Annotated in this window: 16 protein-coding genes and 1 pseudogene; 4 read left to right on the top strand and 13 right to left on the bottom strand. The window is 67.5% G+C overall.

What is annotated here, in order from left to right; translation table 11 throughout:
* Nucleotides 1-8: 8 nt before the first annotated feature.
* The 10 genes from ACIRA7_RS04290 to ACIRA7_RS04245 form a co-directional block, all read right to left on the bottom strand.
* Nucleotides 9-1604 (bottom strand): HD domain-containing protein, encoded by a 1596-nt coding sequence (locus tag ACIRA7_RS04290; RefSeq protein ID WP_396219584.1) that lies wholly within the window; start codon nucleotides 1602-1604, stop codon nucleotides 9-11.
* Complete coding sequence (gene phoU / locus ACIRA7_RS04285; protein WP_396219583.1) at nucleotides 1601-2314, bottom strand: phosphate signaling complex protein PhoU; 714 nt, start codon at nucleotides 2312-2314, stop codon at nucleotides 1601-1603. Before phoU ends, ACIRA7_RS04290 begins: the two co-directional genes overlap by 4 nt.
* On the bottom strand, nucleotides 2314-3090 hold the full coding sequence (gene pstB, locus ACIRA7_RS04280) for a phosphate ABC transporter ATP-binding protein PstB (protein WP_396219582.1): 777 nt from the start codon (nucleotides 3088-3090) through the stop codon (nucleotides 2314-2316). Before pstB ends, phoU begins: the two co-directional genes overlap by 1 nt.
* A complete protein-coding gene (locus ACIRA7_RS04275; protein WP_396219580.1) occupies nucleotides 3087-3875 on the bottom strand; it encodes a phosphate ABC transporter ATP-binding protein in 789 nt (262 codons plus the stop codon). The genes pstB and ACIRA7_RS04275 overlap by 4 nt, the downstream gene beginning before the upstream one ends.
* A complete protein-coding gene (pstA, locus tag ACIRA7_RS04270; protein WP_396219579.1) occupies nucleotides 3868-4749 on the bottom strand; it encodes a phosphate ABC transporter permease PstA in 882 nt (293 codons plus the stop codon). Before pstA ends, ACIRA7_RS04275 begins: the two co-directional genes overlap by 8 nt.
* A complete protein-coding gene (gene pstC / locus ACIRA7_RS04265; protein WP_396219578.1) occupies nucleotides 4746-5672 on the bottom strand; it encodes a phosphate ABC transporter permease subunit PstC in 927 nt (308 codons plus the stop codon). The genes pstA and pstC overlap by 4 nt, the downstream gene beginning before the upstream one ends.
* A 56-nt stretch (nucleotides 5673-5728) precedes the next feature.
* Nucleotides 5729-6859 (bottom strand): phosphate ABC transporter substrate-binding protein PstS, encoded by a 1131-nt coding sequence (pstS, locus tag ACIRA7_RS04260; protein WP_396219577.1) that lies wholly within the window; start codon nucleotides 6857-6859, stop codon nucleotides 5729-5731.
* Nucleotides 6859-7503, bottom strand: coding sequence for a hypothetical protein (locus ACIRA7_RS04255; protein WP_396219576.1), 645 nt, complete (start codon nucleotides 7501-7503; stop codon nucleotides 6859-6861). Before ACIRA7_RS04255 ends, pstS begins: the two co-directional genes overlap by 1 nt.
* A gap of 94 nt (nucleotides 7504-7597) precedes the next feature.
* A complete protein-coding gene (locus ACIRA7_RS04250) occupies nucleotides 7598-9343 on the bottom strand; it encodes a hypothetical protein (RefSeq protein ID WP_396219575.1) in 1746 nt (581 codons plus the stop codon).
* 163 nt (nucleotides 9344-9506) lie between these two features.
* Nucleotides 9507-12281 carry a carboxypeptidase regulatory-like domain-containing protein gene (locus tag ACIRA7_RS04245; protein ID WP_396219574.1) on the bottom strand — a complete coding sequence of 925 codons (2775 nt, stop codon included), beginning with the start codon at nucleotides 12279-12281 and terminating at the stop codon, nucleotides 9507-9509.
* Nucleotides 12282-12510: 229 nt separating this feature from the next.
* Between ACIRA7_RS04245 and ACIRA7_RS04240 the strand changes: the two genes are divergently transcribed.
* Complete coding sequence (locus ACIRA7_RS04240) at nucleotides 12511-13455, top strand: SIR2 family NAD-dependent protein deacylase (protein WP_396219573.1); 945 nt, start codon at nucleotides 12511-12513, stop codon at nucleotides 13453-13455.
* On the opposite strand, the gene ACIRA7_RS04235 is transcribed toward ACIRA7_RS04240, so the two are convergent.
* The 3 genes from ACIRA7_RS04235 to udk are packed head-to-tail and all read right to left on the bottom strand — an operon-like array spanning nucleotide 13440 to nucleotide 16304.
* Nucleotides 13440-14858 carry an ATP-binding protein gene (locus ACIRA7_RS04235; protein WP_396219572.1) on the bottom strand — a complete coding sequence of 473 codons (1419 nt, stop codon included), beginning with the start codon at nucleotides 14856-14858 and terminating at the stop codon, nucleotides 13440-13442. The two genes, ACIRA7_RS04240 and ACIRA7_RS04235, sit on opposite strands and share 16 nt — an antisense overlap.
* A 48-nt stretch (nucleotides 14859-14906) precedes the next feature.
* Nucleotides 14907-15623, bottom strand: a complete 717-nt coding sequence (locus tag ACIRA7_RS04230; RefSeq protein ID WP_396219571.1) for a response regulator — start codon at nucleotides 15621-15623, stop codon at nucleotides 14907-14909.
* A gap of 12 nt (nucleotides 15624-15635) precedes the next feature.
* On the bottom strand, nucleotides 15636-16304 hold the full coding sequence (udk, locus tag ACIRA7_RS04225) for a uridine kinase (RefSeq protein WP_396219570.1): 669 nt from the start codon (nucleotides 16302-16304) through the stop codon (nucleotides 15636-15638).
* Between the two features lie 204 nt (nucleotides 16305-16508).
* On the opposite strand from udk, the gene ACIRA7_RS04220 reads away from it, so the two are divergent.
* The 3 genes and pseudogenes from ACIRA7_RS04220 to ACIRA7_RS04210 all read left to right on the top strand — a co-directional run.
* Entirely contained in the window at nucleotides 16509-19733 is a 3225-nt protein-coding gene (locus ACIRA7_RS04220; protein WP_396219569.1) for a 5'-nucleotidase C-terminal domain-containing protein, read from the top strand.
* 17 nt (nucleotides 19734-19750) lie between these two features.
* Nucleotides 19751-20017, top strand: a complete 267-nt coding sequence (locus ACIRA7_RS04215; RefSeq protein ID WP_396219568.1) for a hypothetical protein — start codon at nucleotides 19751-19753, stop codon at nucleotides 20015-20017.
* A gap of 2 nt (nucleotides 20018-20019) precedes the next feature.
* Nucleotides 20020-20509: pseudogene (locus ACIRA7_RS04210) on the top strand (adenosine deaminase); the annotation flags it as partial.

Here is a 20509-nt window from a genome sequence, read left to right as displayed (position 1 = left end):
GCAGGCGCCTACTCGCCGTCCCCGTCGTCGTCAGCGCTCAACTCGGTGCCATCGGGCGCCACGACGATGATCGGTCGGCCCAGCACTTCCTCGAGCAGGTGACGCTTGCGGCTGGCCCCCCAGCATTCCAGCCGCACACTCGTGGCGCCGGCGGCTTCCGCCACGCTCACACGCACCGCATCATCGGTCATCTTTACCCGGAGCTCCCCCACCGCCGCCACGTGGCCGCGGTCCATACCGTCGGCGAACCGGAGCAGCGCCGCCAGCTTCACCACCCGCTCGCGCGACGCGCGATCAAGCTGCGCGAAGCCGCGGTGTTTCATCTTGGGCGCCGCGCCCCGATGGTAGCGCGCGATGTGGGCGACGACGATCTGCTGGGCCGGCGTCATCCCCAGCAGTTCGGCGTGCGAGATGAGGTGAAACGAATGCTTGTGGTGCTTCTCGTAGTTGATGTGGTAGCCCACATCGTGCAGCAGCGCCGCGTCCGCCAGCAGCCGGCGATCGTCGGGGCCAAGCTGCATCCGAGGCGCGAGGGCATCGAACAGCTGGAGAGACAGCGCCTGCACCTGACGGGCATGCGGTTCTTCGTAATGACACCGTTCGGCGAACTCGCGCACCGAACGTTCGCGCGCGACGCCCGGATCGGCGACGACCGGGGTCACCCGAGCCGCTTCCAGCAGCAGCCCTTCACGGATGCCGTACGCGGAGGCCAGCAGGTCGCGCGGATCGAAACGCGACAGCACCTCGGCGGCCACGGCGAGTCCAGCCACGATGATGTCGGCGCGGGCCGGATTGAGCCCTGGCACATGGGCCCGCTCGTGGGACTCGAGCCGCTGCAGCCAATCGAGCACGTGCTCCAGCTCCACGCGCGTTACTCGCGTCCCGTGCGGCGACCGTACCGTGACATGCTGTCGCGACAACACGATGCCGGCGAGGTTCGTGAAGGTGCCGCCAGAGCCGATCACCTGCGCCCCACGCCAATCCTTGACGGGCACGGCACGCCGCAGGCCGTCACGCACATGCGCCCGCAGTGCGCGCACACGCCGCGGCGTGACCTTGGGCGACAGAAAGCGCTCGGTGAGACGCACCGCGCCGAACGGCAGTGACGCGACCCGCTCGATGAGTCCGTCTTTCGCGAGCACGAGTTCCAGCGAGCCGCCACCAATGTCCATTACGACGGTACGGCCGGCACCCAACTCGAAGTGCGCCAGCGCGCTCCGGAAGCAGAGCAGCGCTTCTTCCTCGCCGCTCAGGATGCGCACGGCGCGACCGGTGAGTGTCGCCACCTGGCCCGTGAAGTCGGCGCCGTTGGCGGCATCACGCACGGCACTCGTGGCCACGATTTCAATACGGGCCGCACCCAACTGGCCGGCCAGCGTCACCATGCGCTGTACGGCCGTCGCGGCCGCCTCGATGGCGATCGGCGAGAGCGCGCCCGTGGCCTCGAGTCCTTCCCCCAGCCGTGGCATCGCCTTCATCTCGTCCACCACGCGGATCTGTCCGGTGGGGGAGACATCCGCCACGATCTGGCGGATCGAGTTGGAGCCGATGTCGATCGCAGCGATCCGGATGTCGGACGATGCGGTCGTGATGGGTGCCGTCATGTCGCGTCGTTGGGAAAAGGCGTTGGGGCGTCCTCGTCGAACCGATGTCGAATCTGCTTCCCCTCGGCAAGATACACGGCGTCTTCCCCGATGTTGGTGGCCAGATCGGCCACTCGCTCCAGATTCCGGCTGACCAGCAGCAGCTCGAGCGATGGCGCAATGATCTGCGGGTCGCGCATCATGTCGGCCAGCAGCGCACGGAAGATACCCTCGTGCTGCGCGTCGACATCATCGTCGGCCTTCCCCACCGCGCGGCCGAGGGCGCCGTCACCGCGGATGAAGGCGTCAAGGGCGTCGCTCAGCATGGCACGAGCCCGACGGGCCATGTCCGCCAGCGCGGGCACCGCCGGTATCGGGGTTCGTTGATCCACGAGCCGCACCGCACACTGCGCGATGTTCACGGCGTGATCCCCCACGCGCTCAAGGTCACTGGACACCTTGATGGCGCCGATCAGAAAGCGGAGGTCACGGGCCATCGGCTGTTGCAGGGCAAGCATGGCGATGGCTTGGTTCTCGGCCTCCACTTCGAGCCGGTCGAGTTCTTCGTCGGCCTCGATCACGGCGATCGCCTTGTCGCGGTCCCGCTCGAGCAACGCTTCGACCGAGAGCGCGACCAACGATTCGGCCCGTTCGGACATGTCGAGCAGCCGCTGCTTCAGCAGGGCCAGCTCATCGTGAAAGTGCCGGTAGCCGGCGGGAACATCGCGCATCATCCGAACCTCCCCGTGATGAATGCTTCGGTGCGTGAGTCGGACGGGCGGGTGAAGAGCCGATCGGTGGCGGCGTCTTCCACGAGCACGCCATCCACCAGCAGCGCCGTGCGCCGCGACACCCGTGCCGCCTGATAAAGGTTGTGGGTCACGATGATGATGGTCAGGTCCTGCTGAAGATCGTACAGAAGTTCTTCAATGCGCTGCGTTCCCTGCGGATCGAGTGCGCTGGTGGGTTCGTCCAGCAGCAGCACAGTTGGCCGGTTGGCCAGCGCGCGCGCGATGCACAGGCGCTGCTGCTGGCCGCCGGAGAGCGTCAGGGCATTCTCCCGCAGACGATCCTTGACCTCGTCCCACAGGGCGGCGCGGCGCAGCGCGTCCTCGACGGTGTCGTCGAGGATGCGCCCCGTCAGACCGGCATTCAGACGCGGACCGTACGCGACGTTGTCGAACACCGAGCGGGGAAATGGATTGGACCGCTGAAACACCATGCCGACGCGCTGTCGCAGTTCACTCACGTCCACGGTGGGGTCGTACACATTCGCGCCGTCGAGGAGCAGCCGGCCGCTGCTGCGAGCCCCGGGCAGTTCATCATTGAGCCGGTTGATCGCGCGCAGCAGCGTGCTCTTGCCCGAGCCCGACGGACCGATGAGCGCCGTGACCGACCGTGGTCGCACGACCATGTCGACGTTGTGCAACGCCGGCGCCGCCCCGAACCACGCCGAGAAGCGCTCGAGCACCACGGCACCGGGCACACGATGACTTTCGGTGGTCATCCAAACCGTCCGGTGATGTACGCTTCGGTTCGCGGGTCCGTCGGCGTGGTAAACAGCTCGCGCGTCGCGGCGCATTCCACCAGACGCCCGTTGAGCAGAAAGGCGGTGATGTCGGAGATGCGCGCCGCCTGCTGCATGTTGTGCGTCACCATGATCACGGTCACGGTGTCGCGCAGGTCGTACAGCAGCTCTTCGATGCGCTGCGTGCCCATGGGATCGAGTGAGGCCGTGGGCTCGTCGAGCAACAGCACGTCGGGTTGCACCGCCAGCGCCCGCGCGATGCACAGGCGTTGCTGTTGGCCGCCGGACAAGACCATCGCCGAGCCGAACAGGCGATCCACCACTTCGCGCCACAGTCCGGCGCGCTGGAGCGCCACTTCGACGAGGCCTTCCAGCTCACTCGGTGGCACAGATCGGCGTTGGGCCAGAACCCCCGCTGCCACGTTGTCGAATACCGACCGGGTGACGAAGGGAGTGGGTCGCTGGAAGACCATGCCCACGCGACGTCGCAACGCAATCACATCGGTGGATGGTGCGTAGGCCGAGAACGGGCCGATGGCGACGTCACCAGTAACGAAGGCGCCTTCATCCAGCTCGTGCAGCCGGTTGATGCATCGCAGCACCGTGCTCTTGCCGCACCCCGACGGACCGATAATGGCGAGTACGCGTCCCGCCGGTCCCTCGAGGGTGAGCTGTCGGAGCACCCCACGATCGGCGAAGCCGGCCGACAGATTGTCGAGCCGCACGGGCGGCGCGCTCCCCGTCGTCGCGATGCGATCACTCATCGTCGCGGCCGATGCGAGGTGTGACCGATGCCAACAATTTCGCGCGCGCGCCGACGACCGCGCGTCCGGCGACACTGATGATCGTGACCAGGATCAGGAGCACCAAGGCGCCGGCCCACGCCTGGGCGCGCCACTCGTCGTACGGGCTCTGGGCGTACGCGTAGATCTGCAGCGGCAAGGCGGCGATCGGACGCGCCGGGTCGACGGACCAGAAGGGGTTGCCGAACGCGGTGAAGAGCAACGGGGCCGTCTCGCCGGCGGCTCGTGACATGGCGATCAGCACGGCCGTCACGATTCCCGGCATGGCGGTGCGCAGTACAACAGTGAGGGCGGTCCGCCAGCGCGAGAAGCCGAGGGCGAGCGCCGCTTCCGTGAGGGAGGCGGGCACCAAGCGCACCATTTCCTCGGTGGCACGGGCCACAAGGGGTAACACCAGTAACCCGAGCGCGATGCCGCCCGCCCACGCCGAGAAGTGTCCCGAGGGACGAACGATCAATTCCCACGCGAAGATGCCAAGCACGACGGAGGGCAGTCCACTCAGCACGTCGGCCAGCAAACGCACGACGCGGGGGAATCGTCCGCGTCGGCGTTCCGCGAGATACAAACCCGCACCGATCCCCACCGGCACGGCCACGGTCATTGCGATCGCCACCAGGATAATGGAGCCGGCGATGGCATTGGCGACGCCACCACCGCGCACGCCGGGCGGCGACGGCATCCGCGTAAAGAACGTGGGTGTGAGCTGGCCCACGCCGTTCAGCAGCAGCTGCGCCAGAATGAGCAGCAGCGGGAGGACCGCCACGACGGCGGCGGCCCACGTGAGCGCCGTCATGCGGCGACTCGTGCGTATACGCTGCTGTGCGCGGGTGCTCATGATGATCGGCCACCGGGCATGCCGATGGCGACGTGCTGCACGAGCCACCGGGCCAGTACGTTCACCAGCAGGGTGATCAGCAGCAGCAGTGCGGCCACGGCCATCAGCGCCGAGAGATGGACGTCGCTGGAGGCTTCGGCAAATTCATTGGCCAGCAGCGACGCCATGGTGTACGCCGGAGCGAACAGCGAATCGGGCATCGCGTGGCGGTTGCCGATGACCATCGCGACCGCGAGCGTTTCACCGAGGGCGCGTCCGAGGCCCAGGATCACGCCGCCGATGAGCCCCGAGCGGGCCGACGGCAGCACGGCATCGCGGACCACCTCCCAGCGCGTGGCCCCCAACGCCAACGCCGCCTCGCGCTGGGTTTGTGGCACCGCCCGCAGGACTTCGCGGCTCACGCTCGCGATGAACGGCAGGATCATGATGGCGAGCACGAGACTGGCCGCGATCAGGCTCGGGCCATACGCCGGGCCGCGGAACAGCGGAACGACGGCGCCAAGGGGAAGCAGCGCGGGCATGATCGTGCCGCGGAGCAGTGGCACCAGCACGAACACGCCCCACAGCCCGTAGACCACCGAAGGAATGGCGGCGAGCAGGTTGACCAGGAACGACACGGGCTCCCGTAGACGTCGCGGGCCGATATCGACCGTGAAGATGGCGACACCGAGGGCGAGTGGCGTGGCGATCACCACCGCGATGAGCGAGGAAATCAGCGTGCCAGCGATCGCCGGCAGTGCGCCGAATTGCTTGCGGGGCACATCCCACGTGGTGCCGAACGCCAGCTCGCCAGCGTGGGCGGCGAGCGTCGGCCATGCGGCGCGCACGACCACGGCGGTGAGCAGCACGAGCACGACGGGAATCGCGGCGGCGCACACCGTCGTAACCGCGCGATAGAGCCGGTCACCGAGCGGGGACTGCATGCGGTGAAGCTAGGATTCCCGGCCTCTCGGCCGTGCGCTCTCGTGTAACGGCTGTGTCACGGCGGTCCCGACTTTCCCGCCGCCAACGTCGCATCGAGGCGATCGACAATGCGGGCCGCGGCCTCCGAGGGAAGCGGCACGTAGCCGAGGGTGCTGGCCACATCGGGATTCTCGAGCAGCGCCCACCGAACGAAGGCGGCCAGCTGGCGGCTCTTCTGCGCGCCGATGGCCGTAGGGGCCACCAGCATCCAGGTGAACGAGGCGATGGGGTACGACTGCGCGCCAGGCGCGTTCACCAGCGACACGCGGAGATCCGGTGCGCCGCTGGCGTCGGCGGTGTAGAGTTTGCGGTCGGCTTCCAGGACGGCGGTGGCGGCCGAGGCGATCTCGAACGGCATTGGTGCGATGAAACGGCCGGCGGCGTTGCGTACATGCGCCACTGGCAAGCGGTTCTGGCGTGCATACACCACCTCGAGATACCCGATCGCCCCCGGCATCTGCTTGACCTGGCCGGCGACGCCTTCATTGCCCTTGCCGCCGATACCGACCGGCCAGCGTACGTCCTTGCCGCGACCGGGACCCGCCGCCCACGCAGCGCTCACGCTGTTCAGGAAATCGCTGAAAATGTACGACGTGCCGCTGCCGTCGGCGCGATGCACGACGAGAATGTCGGTCGCCGGCAGGGTGAGCTTGGGATTGAGCGCGGTGATCCGCGCATCACTCCAGCGCGTGATCGTACCGAGGAAGATGTCGGCGATGACGTCGGGGCTGAGATTGAGCGGACGCGCGAGTCCCGGCAGGTTGTACGTGATGGCGACGGCGCCGATGACGGTGGGAATGTGCAGCACCGGCATGCCGGCGCTGGCGAGTTCGTCGTCGGTCATCGGGACATCGGTGGCGCCGAAGTCGACGGTGCGTGCCACCACCTGCCGGATGCCACCGCCCGATCCGATCGATTGGTAGTTGATGCGGACGTTGGTGAGCGAGGCGTACTCGTTGAACCAGCGTGCGTAGAGCGGATACGGAAAGGTGGCCCCCGCGCCGGTGAGATCAACGCGCGTGGTGCTCGCCGCGGCGGCGGCCGGGTTGCTGGCGGTGCGGTCCGTTGCGTCGCCGTTGGGCGGCGCGCTGCACGCACCGAGGATGAGCAAGGGCGCCAGGAGCGACGCGAAGCGCGAGCGTCGCATCAGAGGGTGGTGGAGAGGCCGACGAACTTGAAGCGTCCAGCGCGCTCGAGAATCGTACCGAAGAGGCTGCCCTCGACGGTTGGCTTCCCGGGCGCGGTGAGCCGGACCTCGCACTTGCTGTAGAGCACGTTGGTGCCTTGGGTGTCCGGAGGAGTGGGGCAACGCAAGCGACTGGCCGTCACGCGACTTCCTCCGAAACGACTCACCAGTTGCGTCGCGCCCTTGTTGGAGGATGCGAGCAGTTGACCCCAGAGTAGTTCTGGCGGGGCCTCATATGGCGGCTTGCTCATCGGACTGTCGGTGTAGTACAGCCATGCGAACTCGGCGCGACTCATGATCATCGCGTTGAGGTCGGCGGTGTCATTCACGGCGATCGCGGCGGCCCAGCGCGAGACGAGGGCGTCGCGGGAAGGACTCGCGTGCTGCAGCGTGTCCGTGACGGGGAGACCGACGCGGAATCGCCGGAGGTGTTCGGCGATCGGGAGGATCGAATCGACGACGCCGCCAGCGGCAACGACTTCGGCGACATGTTGTGCCTGTTCATCGGCCGGCGATGGGGTCGGTTTGTCGGCGCAGGCCGTCGTGACGGCAAGCAGAAGGGCGCCAAGGTACCAGCGCGACGTAAGTGGGAGAGACATCATCATGTGGTATCAGAAGAAGCGAACGGCCGGTGCCCGAGGGGGCACCGGCCGTTCGGACTTCAGAAAAGCTAACGCGCCAGAGCGTTAGCCGCCGGTACTAGTTGCGGGCGTAGTTCGTCCAGCCAGCCCACCACTTCGCGCCACCAGGGGCCGCCGCGCCACGGTAGGCCGTGGGGGTGATGAACGTGCCGACGCGGGCCGCAATGCGCGGATCGGCGGCGAAGCTGTTCAAGCCACCCGTGGCGATCGGCGAGCTGGCCGCTGGCGACCAATCGAAACTCGCGCCAGTGGTGGTGCCGGACACCGTGGGGAGACTGGTGAAGAGGCTGGCGGCCGTAACCGACGCGGCGCCTACCACGATGTTGGAGTTGCGCGCGGCGAAGGCCGACTCCTGGCCGAAGTTGCTGCCGGCGGCATCGAAGTTCGCACCACTGGCCAGCACACCGTTCTCGGCGAAGTACAGGTTCCGCACGATCAGCGAGTCCACCACGAAGCGGTTGTTCGACGTGGAGTCGCGGAGCGAGATGCCGCCACGCGGCCAGCGCGCAAGCACACCGTTCATGTAGTAACCGCCCGTGCCGCGGCGGAGCACCGCACCCACGCCACCCGAACCCGGAACCGTCACGCCAGTCGGCGTACCGATCATGGTGAAGTTCGCGAAGACGTTCATGTTGTACAGTCCTTCGTCGCGGCCCGCACTCTGCGCGTTGCCTCCGCTCGGTGCGACACATCCGCCACCGTTGCAACCGTCGATCTCGAAGCCCTGCGGGTCGGTGGACACGGCACCGGCGCCCGGACGCGGCGTGATGAAGGTGGTCTGCATGCCGATCAGGAACTGATTGAGGCCGCGGTATCCTTCCGAACCGTCGAAGTGATCGTCACCCGATTCGTACGACACCAGATACTTGCCATTCACCGTACCGCCGAACCATTCGAAATTGTCGTCGAGGCCGGCGAGGGCCTGCACATACTCCACCGTGGTGCCGCTGCCGACGGCCGCGAAGGTGAACGAGTTGAGCTCGGCGTCGGTGAGCGTGGCGTAGCCGGCAAACTCCACACGCACGTAGCGCAGCGTGCCGCTGTTGTCCGTGTCGACCGTACCGCCGGTGTAGATCGTCCCGGCCGGATTGGCGCCGACGACCGAGCCATTCGAGCCTTCGACGATGACGTTGCCCGTACGATTCGCGCGTGCGTTGCCGACGATCACCAGGCCGCCCCAGTCGCCCGGGGAACGGTTGCCGACGCTACGCTGCGACGTGAAGACAACGGGAGCGGCTTCGGTGCCATTGGCCACGATGCGCGCGCCGCGCAGCACGAACAAGGCGGAGCCGAGCGCCGTCGTGTCACCGACGATTCTCGTGCCGGCGTTGATGGTCAGCGTGGCGCCGCTGTTCACGTAGACGAACCCACGCAGCACGTAGTTCGTGTCCGGCGTCAGCGTGCGATTGGCGGCGATCGAACCGCTGATCGTCACGGTCGGGTTGGCGGTGATCGAGTACGTCACCGTGGCCGTCGCGGTGGCGCTCGACGTCACCGTTGCGGGCGAGCCCGTGACGGCGGCGTTGTAGCGCACGTTGTTGGAGGTCACCTGCGCGGCCGTCACCGTGTACGTGCCGGGGGCAACGCTGTACGTCGCCGACGCGGTCGGTGACTGCGTGTAGGAACTCGGGCCGGTCACGGTGACGGCGGCGTTCACGCCGGCGGGGAGGCCGGACACGGTGACCGCCAGCGTGCCGTTCGCGGGCGTGACGGGGGCGACGGGATCATCGCTGCCGCACGCAGCGAGCGCGAGCAGGCTGCATGACGTCATGGCGAGAGCGCGCAAGCGCGTGAACATCGTCATCAGAGCTTCCTGGATTTAGTGGGTGAGGCGCAACGATCGAAGCGTTGTTACAAACGGAAGTAAGGTGGGTTTCTGTCCCGAAGAGGTCATGACCCGGTCACGGTTGTGTCACCGTGCCGGGTCAGGTGGCGCTTGCCAGACGGCCTGCGCGCCGATCGGACGCCTACTGGCGCCAGGACAATCCGACCGAGAACGAGCGGCCCGCGTTGTAGCCTTCACGCTCGAGGTTGCCCTGCATGAACCGATAGCGTGCGTCGAGCAGGTTCCGCGCGTCCATCCGCGCCGACAGGCTGCCGGCCACCGGGAAGCGGAGCGACAGGTCGACCATGTGACGCGGCTTTTCCACGATGTTCGGGAGAGGCACCACACCCGCCGCTTGAATGCGCTCGCCCACCACGTTGTACAGGATCGTAGCGTTCGTACGGCCCGACAGCGACGAGTACGTCATGCCGGCGTTCACCACATATGGCGCCTGACCCACCAAGCGACGCGTGCGGTCGGTGACCGTGAGACCGCCTAGCGTGTCGAGATCGACGGAGGAACTCATCAGCGTGACGTTGCTGAAGCCGGTGAGCGGCTCCGCCCAGCCACCAAGGAATCCGAGCTGCTTGCGGAACTCGAGCTCCACGCCGGCGTTCACGGCACTCAGCGCGTTCTGGAAGCGCGCCTGATAGGCACCGGAGGTGGCCTGTTCGATGCGCTCGATCGGGCTGTCGAAGCGCTTGGCGAATACGCCGATGCTGAGCACCTCACCGGGATTCGGGAACGCTTCGTAGCGCAGGTCGACGTTGTCGATCAGCGAACGGCGGAGCTGATCGTTACCCGTGACGCTGACGCCGCCAAGGACATCGCGGAACGTGACCGGCGCCAGTTCGCGATACTCGGGGCGGGCGAGGGTGCGCGTGATGCCGAAGCGGAGGTTCTGCGTCTCGGTGAGCTTGGTGTTGACGAGCAGCGACGGCAGCACGTCGGTGTTGTTGAGATTGGCCGACGAGGTGAAGCCACCCTGCGTGGACGCGTCCACGGTAATGTCGGCCGACTCGACTCGCGCACCGGCGATAATGCGGACACGGCTGCCCAGGCCCCAGTCGGCCATGAGGTATCCGGCCATCGTGCGGTCTTCTGCCGTGTACGAACCGGCCTGACCGACCGGCTGCACGTTGATGAAACTGCAGTTGCTGCACGCCTGCGCCGCACCGAAGATCACGTCGGGCTGTTGGCTCCGGACATTATCGGCGGCACGGCTGAGAAATGCATAGATCGGCGCATCGGCGCGGCGATCGGTCGAGCGCGCGTAGGCGCCGACCTTGAGCGTGTTCTGATTGGCGACCTCACCAATGGTGATGGTGTGATCGATCTGTGCGGTGTTGTTGGTCTCGGCGAGATCGAAATACAGGCGACGGGCGCCGTCGAGCGAGCTGAGTAGCGTGTACTGGCCGGTGTTGTTGCGGGCGTACACGACGTCGGAGCGATCCGGCTCACGACGGCCCGTGTTGGCGTAGGTCACGGCCCACGCCGTTTTGTTCCGCTCGCCCAGCTGATGTTCGCCAGCGCCGGTCACGGTGGCCACACCGCGCTCGACGTAGCGCAGCGTCGTGCGGGCGATGCTGTCACCCAGATTCTCGTCGAAGCCGCGATCCATGCGGGCCTCGTTATCGGCGCTGCGCGTCATGGTGGTGTTGAGCGACAGACGCGAGCTCTTGCCGACGAGTGTGGAGAGGTTGGCGATGCCGCCCCATTGCGCGCTGCTGCGGCCCGTGCTCCCACTCACCGACGTCAGCGGCACGACCGTGTTGTTCGCGCCCTGATTGCCGACCGCGAACTGCTCGTCGGCCCGTACTTCCTCCGAGTAGCCATAGCTGCCGCTCAACACATAGCCAATGCGCTTGCCGAGAATCGTGTTGCCGCCCGTGGACGCGCCGAACGACCCGTTGGGGCCACCATTGCGAGGCGTCGGGTTCCAGACATTGCGCTGCTGTTGCGCCATCTGATTGAACTGGCCCTGCGACACGTTGCCCAGAAAGTTGGCCTGTGCGATGGCATTCGGGATCTGACGCTTGCTGTTCGCGAAACCGACCAGCTCGCCGCCAGCCCGCGGGGCGAACGGCAGCGTCTGTCCGAGCACGCGGCTGTTCGCGCCGAAGCTCGTGGAGTAGTTGATTTGACGCGACGCGGGGAATTCCTTCGTACGGATGTTCACGTTCGCCCCGGCGAAGTCGCCGGGCTGGTCGGGCGTGAACGTCTTGGTGGTCGTGACGTCTTGCAACAAGTTCGCCGGGAAGAGATCAAGCGGCACGACCTTGCGCTCCGGTTCCGGGCTCGGGATACGCGCGCCGTTCAGCGAGGCGGTGGTGTAGCGCTCACTGAGTCCACGCACCTGCAGAAACTTGCCGTCCTGCACCGTCACACCGCTCACACGCTGTGCGGCCTGTGCGGCATCGCCGTCCGGGCTACGCGCGATCTGCTCCGCGGTAATGGAGTTCACGGCGTTCGTGGCTGTCCGCTGCAGGTTCAGGGCGTCGTTGACCGTACCCTTTTCCTTCGTCGCCGTCACGCTGATGGCCGCCAACTGGACGTCGGCCGAGTTCAGCGAGATGTCGAGCTCGAGGGCCCCGTTCGCCGGCACGATCACACCGGTGACCGTCTTCGGGCCGTAGCCGATGCGCCGAACCTGCAACGTGGTGGTGCCGGCCGGCACGCGAATGATCGTGTAGCGGCCGTCCACCCCGGACTGGGCGCCGATCGTGGTGCCCACGACTTGTACGCCGGCGGCCGCGATGCCTTGGCCGGACTTGGCATCGATGATCCGGCCGGTGATCCGGCCGACTGGCGCATCGGCGCTTTGTGCCGCCGCAACAGAAGCGGGGACGACGGCGGCCGTCATCGCCAGCGTCAACTGACGCGCGAAACGGGAGAGCACGTGTACGTAGGTCCGCATGGATGATCGGGTCGGTTATGTATGTTGAGAACTGCTGGCGCGCCCGTCGTGAGCGCTCGATGTCCCGTGGTGAATCGGCGCCTTGCGGTTCCGAGTAACCAGAAAATCTTCGTGACTCAGGTCTCGGTCTCCGCACGGTTGTGCAACGGTTGTGTCACGGAGGCTGGGGGGGTAGGCGATGGGGAGGGGCTGGTGCGCGGTGCCGCGTCGTGATATCCTCGGCGGCACGATGGCTGCCTCTGATCCCCTACTCGAGCGTCGACGCGTCGCGTCGCCCCCTCCCACCGACCCGCAGACCCGGGCTGAGGCCCTCTCGGTGGCGGCCCGCGCCCTGCGGGCGGCGGAGCATGTCTGCGTGCTCTCCGGCGCTGGTGTGTCGGCCGAGAGCGGCATTCCGACCTTCCGCGACGCCCAGACGGGGCTGTGGGCCACGTATTCGCCGCAGGAGCTGGCCACGGCGACCGCGTTTGCGGCGCATCCCAACCGGGTGTGGCAGTGGTACGCCGCTCGACGCGCCATGGTGCGGGCCGCGCAGCCCAATCCCGCGCATCAGGCGTTGGTCACGCTGGCCTCCCGGGTGGCGCACTGCACGCTGGTCACCCAGAACGTGGACGACCTGCACGAGCGGGCCGGGTCGCGCGACCTGATTCGCCTCCATGGGTCGCTCATGCATGCCCGCTGCAGTGCGGGGTGTCCGGGGACGATGGTGCCTTCGGAGGCACAGGCCGCCGAGCCGCCGCCGTGCCCCTCCTGCGGCGCGCTGATGCGCCCGGACGTGGTGTGGTTCGGCGAGCCGATGCCGATGGTGGAGTTCGAGGCGGCGCGCAGTGCGGCTGTGGCCTGCGACGTGTTCCTCTCGATCGGGACCTCGAACATGGTGGAGCCGGCCGCCTCGTTGCCCTGGATCTCGGCCACCCATGGTGCCACCGTGATCGTGCTCAACGCCAATATGGAAGGGCAGCGTCGGGGGCCGAGCATTCTGCCGATCGAGGGGCCGGCCGGAGTGATGCTGCCGCGCTTGATCGCCGAAGCGTTTGCCGGCCGCCGGGCCCGTCGGCAGGAGTCGGCCGCGCCGCCCATCCGTGGCAGCGCGACGTCGCAGCCCGCCGCGAACGACCTCGCGTTCGACGGGTCATCGGAGCTCACGCCGCTGGCCGATCAGCCGTCGGAGTAGTCGGCCGCCGCGTCATCGCCTGGAATCCAGGCCGAGATTGTGGTCCCCACGCCAGGCTGCGACTCGGCCTTCACCTTGCCCCCGTGCGATTCGGCGAGATGGCGCACGATCGCCAGCCCGAGGCCCGTGCCGCCGGCTTCGCGGGAGCGGCCCGGGTCGGCCCGGTAGAACCGTTCGAAGATGCGGGGCAGGTGTTCGGGCCCGATGCCGCAGCCGGTATCCCGCACGCCGATCCGGGTGCCGCCGTCTTCGATCTTCGAGAAGAGCACGATCTCGCCCGCGGTCGTATGACGCATCGCGTTTTCGGCGAGATTGCTGAGGATCTGCCGCGCCGCGGTGGGATCGATGTAGAGGTGGCCGGCGTCGGGGCCGACCTCGGTACGGAGGCGCACGCCTTTCGCCGTCGCTGCCGACTGTAACGGGGCAAAGACTTCGGCGGCGATCGCGGCAACATCGAGATCGCCAGGGTTGGGCACCCATCCTCCCGATTCGATACGCGAGAGGTCGAGCAGGTCGTCGACGATGCGCTGCATGCGCCGCACGTTGGCTTCGCACATGGCGAGGAACTGCCGACGCAGGTCCTCGGGAAGGTCCTCGTCCTGGAGCGTCTCCACGAAGCCGCCGATCACCGTGAGCGGCGTGCGCAGTTCGTGCGACACGTTGGCGACGAAATCACGGCGCACCGCTTCGAGGCGACGCACGGGCGTGAGGTCGTAGAGGGCGAGCACGGCGCCGCCACCCGGCAGGGGACGCGCGGTGAGGGAGAGGGTGCGATCGTCGACCCGCACTTCGTCGGGCACGGCGTCGGCGCCCGAGAGTACGGCAGCGAGGGCTTCGCGGAGTGTGCGGTCACGCGGCAGAAAGTCGGCCGGGAAGGGCACCGGCTCGCGTAGCCGGAGAAGCTGTCGAGCGGTCTCGTTGATCCGCACCACGCGCTGTCGGGCGTCGACCGCGATCACGCCTTCGTTGAGTGACTCGGTCAAGGCGACCAGGAGGGCCTCTTCGCCTTGCAGCGCCTGCAGCCGCGCCTCCAGCTGCTCGGCGAGCCGACGCAGCGCTTCGGCAAGATCGCCCACTTCGCCGCCGGCGATGGCGCGAGACGGTCGCTGCGTAAGGTCACCGGCGGCGAGCCCGCGGGCCACGTCGCGGAGCTCCTCGATGGGACGCGCGACCGGGGCGGCGAGCACTTGGGCGAGGGCGACCCCGACCAGCAGCGCGGCCAAGCCGGCGATGACGATGTCGCGGCGCACCTTGGCGAGGAACTCATCGGCCGATGCGGCGGCCGTGGGTTCCTCGGCGCGCACGCGTTCGGTGACCCGGCGTTCCACCGCGAAGAGCACGATGCCGACGAGCAGCGTCGCGACGACGAAGCTGTTGATGACGATGCGCTGTACGAGCCTCATACGCGGCGCACGACGGGCCCGCCCGGGGAAAACGGCAACGCGGTGCGGTTACCCACCGCGCGACATCGCCGCGCGGAACCGATAGCCAAAGCCGCGTACCGTCTCGATCATGTCCCCCGCCGCGCCCAGCTTGGTGCGCAGTCGTTGCACGTGCATGTCGACGGTGCGTGTCTGAATGTCGGGGGCGGCGTCCCATACCGTTTCCAGCAACAGCCCGCGCCCCTGCACGCGGCCGCGCCGCTCCACGAGTGTGAGCAAGAGCTTGAACTCGGTCGGCGTGAGTTCGACATCCTGTCCGTCGACGGCGACCGCCATGGCCGCCCGGTCGATATGCAGCGGCCCCATCACGATCGTATCGGAATTGGCCGGGGCGGCAGTGCCGGTGCGACGCAGGATTGCGCCGACCCGCAACACAAGTTCAGCGGGGCTGAACGGTTTCGTGAGGTAATCGTCGGCGCCGAGCGAGAGTCCGCGAATCCGGTCGGGTTCTTCGCGACGGGCCGTGAGCATGAGGACCGCGATATCGCGGGTCGCCTCATCGCTCCGCAGCTGTTCGAGCACGTCGAAGCCCGAGAGCCCGGGAAGCATCAGGTCGAGCACGATCAGCGACGGCCGTTCGCGGCGCGCGAGGTCGAGCGCCTCCTGGCCAGTGGCCGCCGTCGCTACGCGATACCCGACTTTGGCGAGGTTGTAGGTGACGAGCGCCACAATCTCCGGCTCGTCATCGACCACGAGAATGCGTTCAGTGGACGGCGCAGCTTGCATGCAGTATCAGACTCAGGCCGGTTCGGCCGTTGCGGGCACGGACAATGGACTTCGCGCAGCAGCGCGCGAAGCGAGCCGACGCTGGATCTTGGCGACGATCATCTCGATGGCGACGAGATTGCTGCCGCCTCTGGGGACGATCACGTCAGCGTAGCGTTTGCTGGGTTCAACGAACTGCAGATGCATCGGTTGCACGGTGTTCAGGTACTGATCGAGCACCGATTCCAGCGAGCGCCCGCGCACCGCCGTGTCGCGGCGAATGCGGCGAATGAGCCGGATGTCTGGATCGGCGTCGACGAACACCTTCACGTCGCACAGCGCGCGGACGTTGGCATCGGCCAGCAACAGAATACCGTCGATGACGATGACGTCGGCCGGCGCGATGCGTCGGGTCCGTTCGCTCCGGGAGTGCGTCGCGAATTCGTAGACGGGGGTGTCCACCGGCTCGCCGCGCGCGAGCGCGTCGAGATGCATGGTGAGCAACTCCACATCGAAGGCCTCGGGATGATCCCAGTTTACATGATGCAACTGCGACAGCGTGAGATGCCGGAAATCGCGATAGTAGGTATCCATCTCGAGAAACGCGACCGACGCGTCGGGCAAGGCTTCAGCGACCTTGCGCGCGACCGTGGACTTCCCCGAGCCGGTTCCGCCGGCGATCCCGATGATCAGCGGTTTCATGCGCGGCTGCTCCGGTTCCGACACTTCACGAGTGGCAACTTGTCCCCTTGTCATGTCCGGACCGCCACGACGGTGTAACAGGTGCGTATCGGCGGCCGGAACCGATACGGGCAACTTCGCGTGGCCCGAGAGGGGGGGCAAGCGGTTCGCCCCGAGCCATCGCGCCCCCTCCTGGCCGCGGGGGGCTGCCGCTAGCTTTCCTCTATGGTACGCTTGCCTTCGCTCCTCACCGCGGCCGTGCTGACGTGTGCTGCGGTTGCCCCCCTGCCGGCGCAGTCGGGCCGGTTCGATCTGGTCATTGCGGCCACCACCGACGTCCATGGCCGCCTGCGTGGCTGGGACTACTACGCCAACGCCCCGGATCCGGCCCGAACGCTGGCCGGGGCGGCCACGATCGTGGATTCGGTGCGAACGGCCAACCCGGGGCGCGTGCTGCTGGTCGAGGGAGGCGACATCCTCTCGGGCAATCCCCTGCTGTACGTGGCCGCCAAGATCGCCCCGCCGCCGGTGCATCCGGTGATCGCTGCGATGAATGTCATGCGTTACGACGCTGCGGTGCTCGGGAACCATGAGTTCAATTTCGGCGTACCGGCCCTCCGGGCCGCGATCGCCAAGGCGGCCTTCCCCTTCCTGGCCGCCAACGTGCGCGACGCCCAGGGGCGTCCGTTCGTGGCACCGTATACGCTGATTGACCGCCGCGGTGTGCGGATCGCGATCATCGGCGGGACGACACCGGGTTCGATGCTCTGGGATCGCGACAATCTGCGCGAGGCCGGGCTCACGGTCAGCGATATCGTGGCGTCCGTGCGCGGGGCGGTGAGCGAAGTGCGCAAGCGCAAAGCGGATGTGGTGGTGGTGCTGCTGCACTCAGGCCTCGATGGCGCGGCCACGTATGACACGGTGGCCACGGGACTGCCGTCGGAGAATGTGGCGGCGCGCGTGCCCCGCGAAATCGACGGCATCAACCTGGTGGTGTACGGCCACTCGCACGCCGAGCTGGTGGACTCCACCATCAACGGCGCCTTGCTCGTGCAGCCGCGCAACTGGGCCGCGTCGGTGGCGCTGGCCACGTTGACGCTCGAGAAGTCGAAGGGGAAGTGGTCCGTGGTGAAGCACCGCGGTCAGTCGGTGAAGGTGGCGGGTCACGTCGAATCGCCGGCCGTGTTGGCGGCGTCGGCCGCCACCCATAAAGCCACGGTCACCTGGGTCACCACGCCGGTGGGGCGCACGGCGGTCGCGTGGCGCGCCGACAGTTCGCGGGTCGTGGACTCGCCGATCACCGATTTGATCAACGAAGTGATGCGGCGCGAGTCGGGCGCGGAGCTGTCGGCCACGGCGGCGTTCTCGCTCGACGCCACGCTCGATACGGGCGCGGTGACGCAAGCATCGCTCTCCAAGCTGTATCCGTACGAGAACACGCTGCGCGCGGTGCGCATTTCGGGTGCCCAGTTGCGCGCGTTTCTCGAACAGTCGGCCTTGTACTACCGCACGCTGGCGCCCGACGGGTCGGCCCCGGCCGGTGGGTTGGTGGACCCCAAGATTCCCGGCTACAACTTTGACGTCGTCACCGGTGTGGACTACGTGATCGACGTGTCGAAGCCAGCGGGTGCCCGAATCACGACGCTTATCAGGAACGGTCGTGCCGTGCAGCCCACGGACTCGTTCACGATGGCGCTCAACAACTACCGGCAGAGTGGTGGTGGCGGCTACGCGATGCTGGCCAACGCGCCGGTGGTGTTCCAGAAAGACATCGATATCCGTTCGCTGATCATCGATGATGTGGCCAAGGCGGGGACGCTCGATCCCGCCAAGTACGCCACGGTCAACTGGCGATTGGAGCCGGCGGCTGCACGCGCGATTGCGTATCGCGAGCAGAACCGCGGCCGGGCCGGTGAAGCGGCTGGTGGCGCGCCGGCTGCCGCCGCTGCTGCCGTTCCGCCTGCAGCGACCGCGCCCGCCGCGCCGCAGGGGCGGACGTTGCGAGTGATCGCGATGAGTGATTTCCACGGTGCGCTCTCGAGCCGCCCGGATGATCGTGGGCGACTGCAGGGCGGAGCGGTGGCGTTATCGGCCGCCATCGAGCAGGCGCGACGCGAGTGCACCGGTCAGTGCCAAAGCCTGGTGGTCGACGCCGGCGACTTGTTCTCCGGTGCACCAGCCTCCGACTGGGATGCGGGAAAGCCCACGGTCGCCGTGTTCAACCGGCTCCATGTGGCGGCCGGTGCAATCGGTAACCACGAGTTCGATTTCGGGCAGGATACGCTGCGCATGCGCATGAAGGAACTCAAGTTCGGTATGCTGGGGGCCAACGTGCGTGGCGCCGACGGGCGCCCGCTGCCATGGGTGCGCGCCGACACGGTGGTGGTGCGCGGCGGGGTGCGCATCGGCATCGTCGGTACGGCCGGCCAGCACACGGCCACGTCCACCAAAGCCCGGAATGTGCGCCAACTGACGTTCCTCGATCCGGCGCCGATCATCAGCGAGCGCGTGCGGGCCCTTCGCGCTGGCGGGGCGCAGATCGTGATTGCACTGGCGCATGATGGCGCGCGTTGCGACCGCGACAAGCCGGATACCTGCACGGGCGGTGGGATCAGCATCATCGACAAACTGACCGACTTGCCGGACCTCTTCGTGATGGGCCATGCGCACTGGAACGTCGCCCTGCGCCGTCGCGACATGCCCGTGGTGGAGACGACGTCGAACGGCCGCGCCATTGCCGTGGTCGACATCCCGCTGGACGGTGGGCAGGCGCGGGCCGAGGTCCGAAGCGTCTCCGGAGAAAACCGCGCCGGCGCCGATCCGGTCGTCGATTCGATCGTCACGGCGGCCACGGCCAAAGTGCAGGCGCGCATCGATCGGCGGGTCGCGACCATCGCGACGCCGTTCGTGCGGAACAGCGATCAGTACCCACTGGGCAACGTGGTGGCCGACGCCGCGCGTGTGAAGGGGAATGCCGACTTCGGCGCCTGGAACAACGGCGGGATCCGTACCGACGTCCCCGCCGGTCCGATCACGTTCGGCGGCGTATACCAGATTTCTCCGTTCGGCAACGTGCTGGTACGCGTTCGCTTGCGTGGTCGCGATCTCGTGGCCAATGCCGAACGGTGGGTGTGGAACGGTCGACCGAATACACACGTGAGTGGCCTCACGATCGAATTCGATCCGGCCAAGCCGCAGGGACAGCGTGTGGTCCGCGTGCTCAGCGCCAACGGCGCGCCGCTCGATCCCGACCGGATCTACTCGTTGGCCGTGAATGATTTCATGATCGACGATGCTGAAGGCACGATGCTGGCGCGCACGATTTCGGTCGACGTACTCGCCGTGCGCGATGTCGACATGTTGGCGAGCTACCTGCAGGCGTTGCCGCAGCCCGTTCGCGGTGACGCGACCGAACGTATTCGCGCCGTTGGCGCGGGAGTCGCAAAATGAGTGAGGGGGGGTCTTCGATGTCTGGTCCCGATTCGCTTCGGGTGTATGTGAACGAACGGGGCGTGTCGGTGCCGCACGGCTCGCTTGCGGTCGACGCCGTGCGCGCGCTCTTCCCGGACCTGGCCACGGAAGTCGATGCCGGCCGGCAACGGCTCACCGACAGTCGCGGTTTGCCGGTGGACGCCACGCAGGCGCTGGTGGGCGGATCGATCTATCGGGTGGTGCCGGTACGCGAGCGACTGGACGCGGCCACCGAGCCGGGAGACGCCGAGGTCGCGCCGTGAGCATGGTGAATCCCGCGTTCGTCGAAATCGTTCGGCGTATGCCGAAGGCGGATCTGCACTGCCATCTCGACGGCTCCCTGCGTCCGGCTACTTTGCTGGAGCTGTCGGCAGAACGTGGGCTGGCGCTCCCGGTCTCGACAGCGGTGGAGCTGAGAGACTGGATGCGGGTGGATGATGCACGCCGTCTCGAGGATTACCTCGCGCGGTTCGAGGTGACGCTGGCCGCGATGCAGGACGCCATCGCGCTGGAGCGCGTCGCGTACGAGTTCGTGCTCGATGCGGCGCTCGACAGCGTGCGCTACATCGAAGCACGCTTCTGCCCGGCGCTCAGCGTGCGCGGCGGGCTGTCACTCGACGACGTGATGCAGGCGGTGTTGCGCGGGTTGGCGCGCGGCGAAAAAGAGACGGGAACGCTGGCGCGCGTGATCGTGTGCGCGCTGCGCAGCGTGGCGTGGCCACATGCACTGGAGATGGCCGAGCTGGCGGTGGCAT

This window comes from Gemmatimonas sp., from assembly GCF_044376735.1.
Classification (GTDB): Bacteria; Gemmatimonadota; Gemmatimonadetes; order Gemmatimonadales; family Gemmatimonadaceae; genus Gemmatimonas.
This window is presented reverse-complemented; position numbering and strand designations above follow the sequence as displayed.